At 67.9% G+C, this 12792-nt stretch carries 16 protein-coding genes; 7 read left to right on the plus strand and 9 right to left on the minus strand.

Features of this window, described 5'->3' with window-relative positions; genetic code table 11:
- Positions 1 to 3: 3 nt before the first annotated feature.
- On the minus strand, positions 4 to 522 hold the full coding sequence (locus C6W92_RS03660; protein ID WP_129431702.1) for an oxidoreductase: 519 nt from the start codon (positions 520 to 522) through the stop codon (positions 4 to 6).
- A gap of 181 nt (positions 523 to 703) precedes the next feature.
- Between C6W92_RS03660 and C6W92_RS03665 the strand changes: the two genes are divergently transcribed.
- Entirely contained in the window at positions 704 to 1315 is a 612-nt protein-coding gene (locus tag C6W92_RS03665; RefSeq protein WP_104018036.1) for a response regulator transcription factor, read from the plus strand.
- A gap of 64 nt (positions 1316 to 1379) precedes the next feature.
- Here the strand turns inward: C6W92_RS03665 and trpA are convergent, their stop codons facing one another.
- A complete protein-coding gene (gene trpA / locus C6W92_RS03670) occupies positions 1380 to 2171 on the minus strand; it encodes a tryptophan synthase subunit alpha (protein WP_129431703.1) in 792 nt (263 codons plus the stop codon).
- Between the two features lie 130 nt (positions 2172 to 2301).
- Between trpA and ychF the strand changes: the two genes are divergently transcribed.
- Entirely contained in the window at positions 2302 to 3399 is a 1098-nt protein-coding gene (gene ychF, locus C6W92_RS03675; protein WP_129431704.1) for a redox-regulated ATPase YchF, read from the plus strand.
- 48 nt (positions 3400 to 3447) lie between these two features.
- On the opposite strand, the gene mazG is transcribed toward ychF, so the two are convergent.
- Positions 3448 to 4263: a nucleoside triphosphate pyrophosphohydrolase gene (gene mazG, locus C6W92_RS03680; protein WP_129431705.1), complete on the minus strand. Its 816-nt coding sequence runs from the start codon at positions 4261 to 4263 to the stop codon at positions 3448 to 3450.
- A gap of 63 nt (positions 4264 to 4326) precedes the next feature.
- Here mazG and C6W92_RS03685 point away from each other — a divergent pair, with 63 nt between their 5' ends.
- The 4 genes from C6W92_RS03685 (at position 4327) to C6W92_RS17610 (ending at position 7873) form a co-directional block, all read left to right on the plus strand.
- Positions 4327 to 5493, plus strand: coding sequence for a M20 aminoacylase family protein (locus C6W92_RS03685; RefSeq protein ID WP_129431706.1), 1167 nt, complete (start codon positions 4327 to 4329; stop codon positions 5491 to 5493).
- Between the two features lie 163 nt (positions 5494 to 5656).
- Positions 5657 to 6562 (plus strand): rhodanese-like domain-containing protein, encoded by a 906-nt coding sequence (locus C6W92_RS03690; RefSeq protein WP_164989165.1) that lies wholly within the window; start codon positions 5657 to 5659, stop codon positions 6560 to 6562.
- 7 nt (positions 6563 to 6569) lie between these two features.
- Positions 6570 to 7700: a YeeE/YedE thiosulfate transporter family protein gene (locus C6W92_RS03695; protein ID WP_129431708.1), complete on the plus strand. Its 1131-nt coding sequence runs from the start codon at positions 6570 to 6572 to the stop codon at positions 7698 to 7700.
- Positions 7697 to 7873 carry a hypothetical protein gene (locus C6W92_RS17610; protein ID WP_164989161.1) on the plus strand — a complete coding sequence of 59 codons (177 nt, stop codon included), beginning with the start codon at positions 7697 to 7699 and terminating at the stop codon, positions 7871 to 7873. The genes C6W92_RS03695 and C6W92_RS17610 overlap by 4 nt, the downstream gene beginning before the upstream one ends.
- A 54-nt stretch (positions 7874 to 7927) precedes the next feature.
- Here the strand turns inward: C6W92_RS17610 and C6W92_RS03700 are convergent, their stop codons facing one another.
- The 4 genes from C6W92_RS03700 to C6W92_RS03715 form a co-directional block, all read right to left on the minus strand.
- Positions 7928 to 9109 carry a LysM peptidoglycan-binding domain-containing M23 family metallopeptidase gene (locus C6W92_RS03700; RefSeq protein ID WP_129431709.1) on the minus strand — a complete coding sequence of 394 codons (1182 nt, stop codon included), beginning with the start codon at positions 9107 to 9109 and terminating at the stop codon, positions 7928 to 7930.
- Between the two features lie 49 nt (positions 9110 to 9158).
- Positions 9159 to 9815 (minus strand): protein-L-isoaspartate(D-aspartate) O-methyltransferase, encoded by a 657-nt coding sequence (locus C6W92_RS03705; RefSeq protein WP_104018028.1) that lies wholly within the window; start codon positions 9813 to 9815, stop codon positions 9159 to 9161.
- Positions 9812 to 10594, minus strand: a complete 783-nt coding sequence (gene surE / locus C6W92_RS03710; RefSeq protein ID WP_129431710.1) for a 5'/3'-nucleotidase SurE — start codon at positions 10592 to 10594, stop codon at positions 9812 to 9814. Before surE ends, C6W92_RS03705 begins: the two co-directional genes overlap by 4 nt.
- Before the next feature lie 82 nt (positions 10595 to 10676).
- The gene (locus C6W92_RS03715; protein WP_129431711.1) at positions 10677 to 11330 is read right to left on the minus strand and encodes an SDR family NAD(P)-dependent oxidoreductase; all 654 of its coding nucleotides are present in this window, start codon (positions 11328 to 11330) and stop codon (positions 10677 to 10679) included.
- Between the two features lie 106 nt (positions 11331 to 11436).
- Here C6W92_RS03715 and C6W92_RS03720 point away from each other — a divergent pair, with 106 nt between their 5' ends.
- Positions 11437 to 12003, plus strand: coding sequence for a biotin transporter BioY (locus C6W92_RS03720; protein WP_129431712.1), 567 nt, complete (start codon positions 11437 to 11439; stop codon positions 12001 to 12003).
- A 55-nt stretch (positions 12004 to 12058) separates the two neighbouring features.
- Here the strand turns inward: C6W92_RS03720 and C6W92_RS03725 are convergent, their stop codons facing one another.
- Both C6W92_RS03725 and C6W92_RS03730 read right to left on the minus strand, forming a co-directional pair.
- Positions 12059 to 12481 (minus strand): DUF1284 domain-containing protein, encoded by a 423-nt coding sequence (locus C6W92_RS03725; RefSeq protein ID WP_129431713.1) that lies wholly within the window; start codon positions 12479 to 12481, stop codon positions 12059 to 12061.
- A 31-nt stretch (positions 12482 to 12512) separates the two neighbouring features.
- Positions 12513 to 12773: a hypothetical protein gene (locus C6W92_RS03730; RefSeq protein ID WP_129431714.1), complete on the minus strand. Its 261-nt coding sequence runs from the start codon at positions 12771 to 12773 to the stop codon at positions 12513 to 12515.
- Between the last annotated feature and the right edge of the window lie 19 nt (positions 12774 to 12792).

The following is a 12792-nucleotide window of genomic DNA, read 5'->3' on the forward strand; positions in this document are numbered from 1 at the left end:
TCCTCACTCCGCCGCCGGATGCACGGTGATCCGGTCAAGCTGCCAGATGCTGCGCATGTAGACGGTCTCGCGTTGGAAATCGGGGTCGCTGTCGTAATTGTAGACCAGCCAGAACGGCCCCTTGTCGCGCAGGCTCATCGGCGCACCGTTTCGGCTGTGCGCGATCACCGGATAGACCGGTCCGATCTCGGCGGCCGGCAGCGAGACGGTGTAATCGTTCACCGCCACGAGGTCGAGCCGCCGGGCGCTGATGCCGGTCCGCGCGAGCAGCGTGGCCAGCGACACGCCTTCGAAACGCTGCACCCCCTCGGTCCAGATCGTATGCGTCGTGAACGCGGTCTGCGGCAGCGCGGCCAGGTCCGCGCGGTCGAGCGCGGCGAGCCGCGTGCCGTCGGGCGCGAGGATGTCCAGCCGTGCCTGCGCCTCCGCCTCCAACGGCTGCCACGTTGCCGCCCATGCCACGGCGAGGCACAGTCCGAACGCGCGGACGACCCGGACGATCGTGGCAATGCGGCGCGGCATGATCCCTCCCTGTTCGTGCACAACCAGTTTCGGCAATTTCAGGCGCGTGCCCAGCCCTCCTATGCTTTTGCCCGGGGTGACGTCTTGCGGTCCGGCGTGCAATCACGCATTTGTCATTCCTGTGACGCCAGACTACACTCGACCTTCTGTCAAGACGAACACTCACCGAACCGGAGACAAGATGAGCCGCGTTTTGCTCGCCGACGATCACGACCTCGTGCGCGACACGCTCGCCGCCTACCTGCGCAGCGAGGGGGGCTTTGACGTGGCCGTGGCCGGCAGGTTCGACGACGCCCTTGCAATGGTGCGCGCGCAGGACGGGTTCGACCTCGTGCTGCTCGACTACCGGATGCCGGGGATGGCGGCGCTCGCCGGCCTCGCGCGGATGCGCGAACAGGCCGGCTGCCCGGTGGCGATCCTGTCGGGCACCGCCCCGCCCGAGGTGGCGCGGCGCGCGCTGCGCGCGGGCGCGGCGGGCTTCCTGCCGAAAACGCTGGCGCCGCGCGCGCTGATCTCGGCGGTGCGGCGCATCCTCGGGGGCGACACCTTCGCGCCCTGCGATTTCCTGAATTCCGACCGCGACCCCGGTGCCGAGGCCGATATCGCCCTCACCGCCCGCGAACGCGACGTGCTGACCGGTGTCTCGGACGGCAAATCCAACAAGGAAATCGCCCGCGATCTCTCGATCCAGGAGGTGACGGTCAAGCTTCATCTCAAGACGCTGTCGCGCAAACTCGGTGCCCGCAACCGCACCCATGCCGCCATGCTCGCCCGCGACATGGGCCTGGCCTGAGGCGACTGCCCGCCCGCCGCGCGATGTGGCAAACGGTCCGCACGCGCCCGCGGTCAGCGGCACCTCACGCCTGGTGCGCGCCCTCCGCCAGTCCGCGCACGAACTCCAGCACCTCGGCCACCGGGCGCCCCGTGGCCATCTCGCCCACGATGGCCGAGCCAACCACGCAGCCATCGGCCACCCCGGCGATGGTCTGCGCGGTCTCGGGGCTGCGGATGCCGAAACCCACGATCACCGGCAGATCGGTCTGCGCCTTGATCCGCGCCACCTCGGGGCCGACATCCGTGGCCTCGGCCGCCGCCGCCCCGGTGATCCCGGTGATCGACACGTAATAGACAAACCCGCTGGTATTGGTCAGCACCTTGGGCAGGCGCTTGTCATCGGTGGTGGGCGTCGCCAGCCGGATGAAGTTGAGCCCCACCTTCGCCGCGGGAATGCACAGCTCGTCATCCTCCTCGGGCGGCAGATCGACCACGATCAGCCCGTCTATCCCCGCCGCCTTGGCATCGACGAGGAACTTGTCCACGCCGCGATTGTAGATCGGGTTGTAATACCCCATCAGCACGATCGGCGTGGTATCGTCCTCCTCGCGGAACGCACGCGCCATCGCCAGCGTCTTCTCCAGCGTCATGCCCCCCGCCAGCGCCCGCTGCCCGGCCAGCTGAATGGTCGGGCCGTCGGCCATCGGGTCGGTGAACGGCACGCCCAGCTCGATGATGTCCACGCCCGCGCCCGGCAGCCCCTTCATCACCTCCAGCGAGGTGTCGGCATCCGGGTCGCCCGCCATGATGTAGGACACGAACGCCTTGCGTCCGGCGGCGCGAAGCTCTGCGAATCTGGCGTCGATGCGGGTCATGGAGGCGGCCTCTCAACTGTCACGTTCGCGCGGGTTTGGCGCAATCGGCGGGGAAAATCAATGCCCGGCTTGACCTTGCCCCGCCCGGCCCCGTAGATGCCCCCGACCTATGCACCGAAGGGGGCCGCAGATGGGCTTCAAGATGGGAATCGTCGGCATGCCCAACGTGGGCAAGTCCACGCTCTTCAACGCGCTCACGCGCACCGCCGCCGCGCAGGCGGCGAATTTTCCGTTCTGCACGATCGAGCCCAACGTGGGCGAGGTCGCGGTGCCCGACCCCCGGCTCGACCGGCTGGCCGGGATCGCCGGGTCGAAACAGACCATCCCCACGCGCATGACCTTCGTTGATATCGCGGGCCTCGTGAAGGGCGCGAGCCGGGGCGAGGGCCTCGGCAACCAGTTCCTCGCCAATATCCGCGAGGTCGATGCCATCGCCCACGTCTTGCGCTGCTTCGAGGATGGCGACGTCACCCATGTCGATGGCCGCGTCGATCCGGTGGCCGATGCCGAGGTGATCGAGACCGAATTGATGCTGGCCGATCTCGATTCCATCGAGAAACGCCGCGCCGGGCTGGTGCGCAAGCTCAAGGGTGGCGACAAGGAGGCCGTGCAGGCCGACCGGCTCCTGGCCGACGCCCAGGCCGCGCTGGAAGAGGGCCGCCCCGCGCGCACCGTCGCCGTCGATGCCGAAGACGCCCGCGCGTGGAAGCTGCTGCAACTGCTGACAGCCAAGCCGGTGCTTTACGTCTGCAACGTCGATGAGGGCAGCGCGGCCACGGGCAACGCCCATTCCGCCGCGGTGGCAGAGATGGCCGCGGTGCAAGGCGCGGGCCACGTCGTCATCTCCGCCCAGATCGAAGAGGAAATCGCCCAGCTCGACGCCGAAGAGGCGGAAATGTTCCTCTCCGAGATGGGGCTCGAAGAGGCCGGTCTCGACCGACTCATAAAGGCGGGCTACACGCTCCTGCACCTTCAGACCTACTTCACCGTCGGCCCCAAGGAGGCGCGCGCCTGGACCATCCCCGAGGGCACCCCCGCGCCCCGGGCGGCGGGCGTGATCCACGGCGATTTCGAAAAGGGCTTCATCCGCGCCGAGACCATCGCCTACGAGGATTTCATCGCCTGCGGCGGCGAGACCCCGGCGAAAGAGGCCGGCAAGATGCGCGCCGAGGGCAAGGGCTACGTCGTCAAGGATGGCGACGTGCTGCATTTCCTGTTCAATACCTGAACGCACCGCGCGGTGAAACGCGCGAACCGTGCGGTTCGCGCTCTGAACCTACAGTTTCTCCTCGGCCTTGGCCGCGTTCCAGAGCGCGTCCATCTCGGCGAGGTCGCTCTCTTCGGGGCGGCGTCCGTCCTCGGCCAACAGCGCCTCGATGCGGGCAAATCGGCGGGTGAACTTGGCGTTGGCGCGGCGCAGCGCGGTCTCGGGACACAGCTTCATGTGCCGCGCGAGGTTGGCCATGACGAACAGCAGATCGCCGAATTCTTCCTCGATCTCATCCGGGTTACCCCCTTCCGACGCCTCATGTAATTCTTGAACTTCTTCTTCTATCTTTCTGAGAACATGCGAAGTTTCAGGCCAATCAAATCCAACCCGCGCGGCCCGTTTCTGCAGCTTCACCGCCCGCAGCAGTGCCGGCAGCCCCAGCGCCACCCCGTCCAGCGTGCCGTTTTCGCCCGACGCGGCGCGCTCGGCGGCCTTGACCGCCTCCCAGTCGCGGGTTTGCTGTTCCGCACTCTTGTCGCGGTTTTCTTCCCGGAAAACATGGGGATGGCGGGCAATCATCTTGTCGGAAATGGCATTCGCCACATCCTCGATGTCAAACAGCCCCTTGTCCCGCGCAATCTGTGCATGAAACACCGCCTGCAACAGCAGGTCCCCCAGCTCCGCGCGCAAATCCCCCCAGTCGCCCCGCTCTATGGCATCGGCAACTTCATAAGCCTCTTCAATGGTATAGGGGGCAATGCTCGCAAAATCCTGCTCGATATCCCAGGGACAGCCGGTCTCGGGATCGCGCAGCCGCGCCATAATCTCGATCAGCCGGGGCATCCCACCATCGGGGTCGTGCAGAAGGGTATCGTCGGCCATTGCAGCGCCCTTGAAATTGCTGTCTGTTGCCACCGTGACGACAGACGAAAGGGATGTCCAGACATGGCCGCAATCAATCGCATAGCCGGGTTCGCCGAGGAAATGACCGCGTGGCGGCGGCACCTGCACGCCCACCCAGAGCTTGGGCTGGATTGCTTTGAAACCGCTGAATTCGTTGTGGAAAAGCTGCGTGAGTTCGGCGTGGACCGGATCGAAACGGGGGTCGCCCGCTCGGGCGTTGTCGCGGTGATCGAGGGCCGCTCCCCCGGTCGGTCCATCGGTCTGCGCGCCGACATGGACGCGCTCGCGATGGACGACCTGACCGGTGCCGATCATGCCAGCACCGTGCCGGGGCGCTCCCATGCGTGTGGCCATGACGGGCACACGACCATGTTGCTTGGTGCAGCAAAATATCTCGCGGAAACAAGAAATTACGCCGGGCGCGCGGTGCTGTTCTTCCAGCCCGCCGAGGAAGGACCGGGTGGCGCACGGCTTATGGTCGAGGAGGGCACACTCGACCGCCATGAGGTGGCCGAGGTCTATGCCCTCCACACCCTGCCCGGCGCGCCCGAGGGCACGTTCGAGACCACGCCGGGGCCGATCATGGCCGCCGTCGATACCCTCCATGTCCATGTGATCGGGCAGGGCGGGCACGGCGCCATGCCCCACGAGGCGCGCGATCCCATCCCGGCGGCGGTGGCGATTGTCCAGGCAATTCAGACCATTATCACCCGCGACCGCGACCCGCTCGATGACCTCGTGATCTCGGTCACGCAGATCCACGCGGGCAGCGCCGACAACGTCATCCCCGAACGCGCCTATGTCGGCGCGACGATCCGCACCTTTGCCGAGGGCGTCCGGGACATGGCGCACCGCCGCCTGCGCGAGGTGGCCGCGGGCGTGGCGGCGGCACATGGCGTGCGCGCGGAAGTGGAGATCGAGTCCGGCTATCCGCCCACGATAAACGATCCGCAAACTACGGAATTTGCATCGAAAATCGCGCGTGAAGTGGTTGGAGACGCAGCCGTGATCGCGGATCGCACGCGCGAGATGGGGGCCGAGGATTTTTCCTATATGCTGGCCGAGCGGCCCGGCGCCTATCTGTTTCTCGGGCAGGGCGCGGGGCCAGCACTTCACCACCCGGCGTTCGATTTCAACGACGCGGTGGCGCCCCTCGGCGCCTCGTTCTTCGCGCGGGTGGTGGAACGGGCGCTGCCGCTCGATACCTGAGCCCGCGCGCCGGGACGTGACGGGGCTCAACAGCCCGTGAGATCGCTGTGACAGGCTTGTTGCCGACAGGCTCTGGGAATATGTCTCAAGCGATTGAAACAACCACAGGGATGGGAGAGGCCCCATGCTGACGAGATTGAAACAGGCGGCGTTGGTGCTTGGGATGGCGCTGATCCCGCTGGCGGCGCAGGCGTCGAACGGCCCGCTCACGACCCCCGCGGCGCTCGATGACGCTTTGGACGCCGCCGAGGCACCGGTCGTGCTCGATATCCGCGCGCCGACCGCCTACGAGGCTGGCCACATCCCCGGCGCGCGCAACGCACCCTATGGCCTCTTTCGCGGCCCGGCGGATAATCCGGGCAAGCTCGTGACCGAGGCGCATCTGACCGAGGTGCTGCGCAACCTTGGCCTCGAAACCGACACGCCCGTGGTGATCGTCCATCAGGGCAGCAACCAAACCGATTTCGGATCGGCAGCGCGGGTGTACTGGACGCTGAAATCGTCTGGTTTCAGCGATCTGGCGGTGCTCAACGGCGGCATGAATGCGTGGGAACAGGCCAAGGCCCCGATCAAGACCGGCGCGGCCCCCGACATCGCGCCGAGCGCGATCACCGTGAGCTTCTCCGACGAATGGCTGGCCACGCGCGCGGATGTGCAGGCCATTGTTGAGGGGCGTGAAGAGGCGACCCTCGTCGATGCCCGCCCCGAGGCGTTCTGGCGGGGCGAGACCAAGCATGGCGCGGCGGCGCGGCCCGGCACCATCCCGCAATCGCAGTATTTCACCCATGATCGCTGGTTCGGCGAGGACGAGCCGTCGCTTATCAAGCCGGACCATGTGCGTGAACTGGCCGCCGAGAACGGACTCATGCAGGGTGACCGGCTGGTATCCTTCTGCAATACCGGGCACTGGGCGGCGACCAACTGGTTCGCGCTGAGCGAGGTCGCCGGGATCGAGGGCGTGCGCCTCTACCCGGAATCGGTGGTCGGCTGGTCGCAGGCGGGGATGGAGATGGCCAACGTGCCGGGCCTCATCCAGAACCTGCTCAACAAGATCACCGGCAAGTATTGAGGCGCCCATGACACAAGCCACCGCGCACGCGGCCCCGCCCTCTGCCCCCGGTGCGTTGTCGCGCGCGGGGGTGATGGTTCTCGTCGCGGCGCTGGTGCTGGCGGTGGCGCTGAGTGCCGGGCCGCGCGCGGGTGCAATCCTTGCCATCGGGCTCGGCTTCGGCCTTGCGCTCGAGGGATTTCGTTTCGGCTTTACCGGCCCGTGGCGGCGGATGATCCTCGAACGTGACGCCTCGGGGCTTCTGGCGCAACTTCTGGCCATCGGTATCGTCGCCTGCGCGGCACTGCCGCTTCTCGCTGCGAACGGGACCGAACTGAAGGGCGCGCACGCCCCCATCGGATTTGCGATGGTGGGCGGTGCCTTCGTCTTCGGCGCGGCGATGCAGGTGGTGCTGGGCTGCGGCTCGGGCACGCTGGTGAACGCCGGGAGCGGCAATGCCATCGGCGCGGTGGCACTGCCCTTCTTCGCCATCGGCAGCTTTGCCGGGGCGTACCACCTGAGCTGGTGGACGGCGCTGGGCAGTTTGCCAGTGGCGACGCTTAACGGCACGGGTGGGCTCGCGATCACGCTCGCCGGGCTGGCGGGGATCGCGGCGTTGGCGCTTCGTCTGGGTCGCAAGGGCAGCCACCGTCTGCCCGCGCGTTACTGGGCGGCGGCGCTGGCGCTGGCGGTGCTGGCGATCCTGCACCTCGTGGTGGCCGGGCAACCCTGGGGTGTGGTCTACGGCCTCGGGCTGTGGGTGGCCAAGGCGGTGGTGGCCGTGGGCGGCGACCTATCCGGCTCGGTGTTCTGGTCTGCCGCGGCCAATGCCGCGCAGGTCGAGGCGAGTCTGCTCACGGATGTGACCTCGCTCACCGATCTGGGGCTCATCGGCGGCGCCGCGCTCGTGGCGTGGTGGCGGGCGGGGTTCGCCTCGCCGGTCGGCGTGCTTCCTGCGCGCGCCTGGGTGGCGGTGATCGTCGCGGGGCTGGTACTGGGCTACAGTTCGCGGCTCGCGTTCGGCTGTAATATCGGCGCGTTCTTCAGCGGTGTCGCCACCGGCTCGGCGCATGGCTGGGTGTGGTTCATAGCGGCCTTTGCCGGGTCCTGGGTGGGGATCCGGCTGCGGCCCGCGTTGGGACTGGAGGCGCGAAAATGAGGCGGGTGCACGTGGCAATGCTCGTGGGGCTGGGCATTCTGGGTCTTGTCGCCCTGGATCAGTTGCAGTCTGACCCGCTCAACCCTTACACGGCGCCGCCGATGCTTGCGCTCGGCTCAGGGCTTGCCGCCACAGGTGGGCATTGCGCGGCCCCGCCGCCGCCTGCGCGGTAGCGCGGGGGAGGGTGTCGGCCCCAAATGCGACTCCCGTTTGCCGTCCCCTCTCGCTCAACTTCCCAGAAACGAATTGGGGTCGAGGCTCTCGATCCCGTCGCGCACCTCGAAATGCAGCGCCGGGGTGCCAGAGTTGGGCAGTGTGCCGATGGTCTGACCGCGGGTCACTTGATCGCCCTTGGCCACGCTCAGCTCTGCGAGGTTGGAATAGACAGTCAGCAGGTTGCCATCGTGGCGGATGACGGCGATGGGGCGGCCGTCACTGTCCTCGATCACTGCCGCCACGGTGCCCGCGCCCGCGGCGCGCACCTCGGCGCCGGGCGCGCCGGCGATGTCGATGCCTTCATTGCGGCCCTTGTCATAGTCACGCACGATCGAGCCGTCGAGCGGTCGGGCGAGACGGGCCTCGCTTCTGTCGGTCTGCGACTGGCCAAGATCGGGCGTGGCCACCGGCTCGGGCGCGGCGGGCTCTTCTTCGGGCAGCGGGCGCGCGGCACTCGGTGGCTCGGGTGTGGGCGAGCCGGCGCCGGGCGCGGTGACGGTGTCCTCTTGCTGCTGCTCGGCACGCTCCGCGTCACGGGCCCGGGGCCGCGCGTCGGGCGCGGGTACGGGGATCAGCAGGAACTGACCCTCGCGCACGGTGAAGGACGGGCCAAGCCCGTTCCAATCGGCGAGGCTGCGCACCGGCACGTCGTAGAGTCGGGCAATGGAATAGGCGGTCTCTCCGCGCTCGACCTTGTGGCGTATGGGCTGCGCCCCGTTCTGGCCCGCCTCACTCTGCGCCGCCGGTTCGAGCGTGCTGGTCGCGATGCCATCGCCGTCGGCGCGTTCTATGGCGCGGTCGGCGAGGGCCGCGATTTCGGTGTCGGGCCGGATGGGTCCGCCCTCGGGTTCGGCCACCCGGCGCGGCAACGCCACGATCTCTCCGTCGCGCAGGATGTCGCCGGTCTGGATACCGTTGTAGCGGGCCAACTCGTCGGCATCGGTACCGATCCGTGCGGCGAGCGCGGCAAGGGTATCGCCGCGCCGTGCCACGGCAACCTGGTAGCCGGGATAGGAAATGATGCCGCGCGCATCCGGCTCGGGCCGCGTGGCGGTCGCGGTGCGCGCTGCCTCGGCCGTGCTCGGTGCATTGCCGAACCCGCCGCGCATGTCGATATCGAGCGGCCCGCTGCACGCCGCGAGTCCCGCCGCCATACCGATGCCGATCACCACCTGTCGTGGCAAATGTCGCATTGAGATACCCCTTGTCCCTCGTCCATTTCCTGCCTCTGCGCGGCCGGTTTCAACCGTCGCGTCCCAGCCCCTCGACCAATGGCACGAAACGCACCGGGCGTAGCTCGTCATATTCGTACCCGGTCTCGTGCCGGGTCACGCGGATGAGTTTCTGCACCGTGTCCGACTGGCCTACGGGCAGGACCATGATACCGCCGATCTTTAGCTGGGCCAAGAGCGGTCCGGGTGGGTCCTCGGCGGCGGCGGTCACGAGGATGCGGTCGAACGGCGCCTGGTCGGGCAGGCCGAAGCTGCCATCGGCGGTGAGCGCGATGATATTGGCCAGATCGAGCTCTCTGAAGATCGCGGTGGCCTCGTGCACCAGCTGGCGATGGCGGTCCACTGTATAGACACGGCGCGCAAGCTGGCTGAGGATCGCCGCCTGGTAGCCGCTGCCGGTCCCCACCTCCAATACCTTGTCGCGCGGCGAGAGCCGCAGCGCCTGCGTCATCAGCCCCACCACCGAAGGTTGGCTGATGGTCTGGCCGCAGGCGATCGGCAACGGCATGTCCTCGTAGGCACGCCCGGTAAAATAGCCCCGCACGAAGCGCCCCCGGTCGACTCGCTCCATCGCCGAGAGCACCCGCGCATCGGTCACCCCGCGGGACCGCAGCGCGAACAGGAACTGCATCTGGCGTTCGGCACTATGATCGGCCTCGTCGCTCATTCGATTGCCTTCAGCGCCTCCAGCGCGTCATGGGCCGTGAGGTCGGCGCGCATCGGCGTGACCGAGACATAGCCCTGCAGGTTCACATCCGCATCCGAGCCCGGGCTCGTCGGCTCATGCTGTGGCGCACCCGTCACCCACAGAAAACGTCGCCCCGAAGGCGCCACATGCGGCTGCACACCAAAGCCCATGTCGCGGCGAAAGCCCTGCCGCGCGGCGCGGATGCCCCTGACCTCGGATCCGGGGCAAGGGGGGAAGTTGATGTTGTAGAAGATGCCATAATCGTCTTGCGTCCATACCCCCTTGTCCAGCAGGCGGCGCAGCACCGGTAGGCCGTGGGTGCGGGCACACTCGAATGGGTCCTCGAGTTCGCGGATTTTTGGCCCGTAATACTGGCTGAGCGCCACCGCCGGCACGCCCTGGAGCGCCGCCTCCATGGCCCCGCCCACGGTGCCGGAATAGACCGCGTTCTCGGCGGCGTTGTTGCCGCGATTGACGCCCGACAGCACAAGATCGGGGCGGGCATCCTTCATCACGTCGTGCAGCCCCGCGAGCACGCAATCGGCAGGGCTGCCCTCGGCGGCAAACCGGCGCTCGGCCATCTGCGAGATCATCATGGGCCGCGTGTAGGAGATGCAGTGCCCGACCCCCGACTGCTCGAACGCCGGGGCCACGGTCCAGACCTCGCCCCCGTCCCCGGCGAGCGCGGTGGCAATCTCATCCAGCACGGCAAGCCCAGGCGCGTTGATGCCGTCGTCGTTGGTAATAAGAATGCGCATGTCGCCCGCCCTGTCCGCTGCTTGCCCTGTCCTGCGGCCTGTCTAACGCCTGCGCCGCGCGGCAACAAGCGGCCAGCGACGCTCAGCCGAGCGATGCCAGCAGGCGCGCCGCCTCGTCCCGGGGATGGGCGAGCGTCTCGCGGTCTTCGCCGGGGAAAAAGCGCGCGCGCGTCGCCGTGGCCATCGGTGCGGGCGCGAGGATATGAACGCGGGGGCCGGTCCGGGCAGTTTCGGCCTGCCAGCTTCGGGCGAGCGCGATCTGCGCCGCCTTGGTCGCCCCGTAGGCACCGAAGAATTTCTCGCCCGCGCGCGGATCGTCGAGGAACACCGCCTGTCCCTCGAGGCCCAAAAGTGGCGCGACATAGGGGATGAGAATGCCCGTGGCGCTGACATTGGTGGCGATGGAGCGCTCGAGGTCGCGCGCATCTACATGGTCGGCGGGGCTGAGGGGCGCTGCGTGAACGGCGGTGTGTATCCAAAGTGCCAACTGTCCCCAGCGGTCGTGGATCGAGCGGCAAAGCTGTGCCATCGCGTCGCGCGTGGTGATGTCCATGGGCGCGAGCGTGGCCTGTCCGCCAGCAGCGCGGATACGGTCGTCAAGCTCCTCGAGCCCGCCCACAGTGCGCGCCACGGCAACCACGTGATGGGTGGGGGCAAGCGCCTCGGCCATCGCGGCCCCAAGGCCCCGGGACGCGCCGGTGACGAGGGCGATCGGGAAATCATGCAGGTCTGTCATAAACGCCAAATCCCACTCTCGCGTGATCGGATCAAGGACAATCGCTTGACTTTTGACGCAGTGCGGCGAAAAAGTCGGTCCGGGACGGAAACAGGAGGGACGCGTGATGCGCGCACAAACACTGACGCAGGCCGTGATCGGCCACGAGGGCCTTGTACGCAAGGCGGGTCTGGTTCTGGGAGGATCGCTCTTCATCGCGCTGGCGGCGCAAGTGAGCGTGCCGTTCTTTCCGGTGCCGCTGACGCTCCAGACACTGGCGATCCTGGTCGTCGGGCTGACCTTCGGCTCGCGGCTCGGGGCGGCGGCGCTGCTGGCCTATCTCGCCGAGGGGGCGATGGGGCTGCCGGTCTTTGCGAACGGCATGAACGGTGCGGCGCTGGTCGGGCCGACCGCCGGGTTCCTCTATGGCTTTGTCGGTATGGCGTGGCTTGCTGGCCTCGCGGTCGAGCGCGGGCTCGCGCGCGGGGTGGTGAGCACCGCGATTTGCGGCGTCGCGATCTCGGCGCTGCTCTACCTGCCCGGGCTCGCCTGGCCTGCCGCGGTGATGGGCAAGACCATGCCGGAACTGTGGACCTACTGGATGAGCCCATTCTTGCTGGGTGACGCGGTCAAGGCCGTGCTCGCGGCGATGGTCGTCTGGGGTGGCTGGAAGGCGCTGTCGGCACGCGGCTGAGCTTGCGGTTAAAACCGATACTCAGGCCGCACCCGGGCAACCGGGGGCGGCCTTTTCATTTGGCCTCATGAAGGCGGGCGAGGGCTGCCTCGCACAGCCCAAGCTCCAGCCACTGGCAACCGGCACAGAGCTTGCACAGATCGCCGGGGGCAACTGCACGCCTGATGAGATCCTGCGCCTCGCCCCATGTCAGCCGCGAACCCGCGCGCAGCCCGAGCGCCGCCGCGTGACGCGTGTCGAGCGCTACGATCTTCTCCTGGCTGACGCAGAGCGCGCCGCGCCGCTTGGGGCAGGGGGCGCATATATCATCCGCCGCGCCCGCCACCTCGATCACCGTCTCGTCGCCACCCGGCGCGCGCAACCCGTCGCGCACGATCCGCGTCATGTTGGCGGTGAACGCGTCGGAATAGCCCGCGCCGGCAAAGCCGAGGGCACAGAGAAAGTGGTGCGGACGAAAGTATAGGGCAGGCCGTGTCATGCCCGTTTTTTGCGCGACGAAGGACAGGACGTCAAATCCCGGGCAGGGCGAGGCGCTCGGTCGTGCGTCCGCGGGCGAGAATCAGCACCCCGTCGCCGATCGCCGCCACGGTGCCCCCGTCAATGCGGTCGCCGCTGGTCACGGTCTCGACGCGCCCACCGACGCGCAACAGGGCCCGCGCGCTGCCGGGGCCGTGCATCGTACCCAGAAGGATCAGACGCTCATGGGGCAACGCGCTCTTCTGCGTGGCCGCGGCGAGGGTTGTCGCGGGGCTCTCTGTCTGGTCTGTCATGATGGTCCTGTGATCCGTC

The organism is Roseovarius sp. A46, assembly GCF_004126395.1.
In the GTDB taxonomy this organism is placed as follows: domain Bacteria; phylum Pseudomonadota; class Alphaproteobacteria; order Rhodobacterales; family Rhodobacteraceae; genus Roseovarius; species Roseovarius nitratireducens.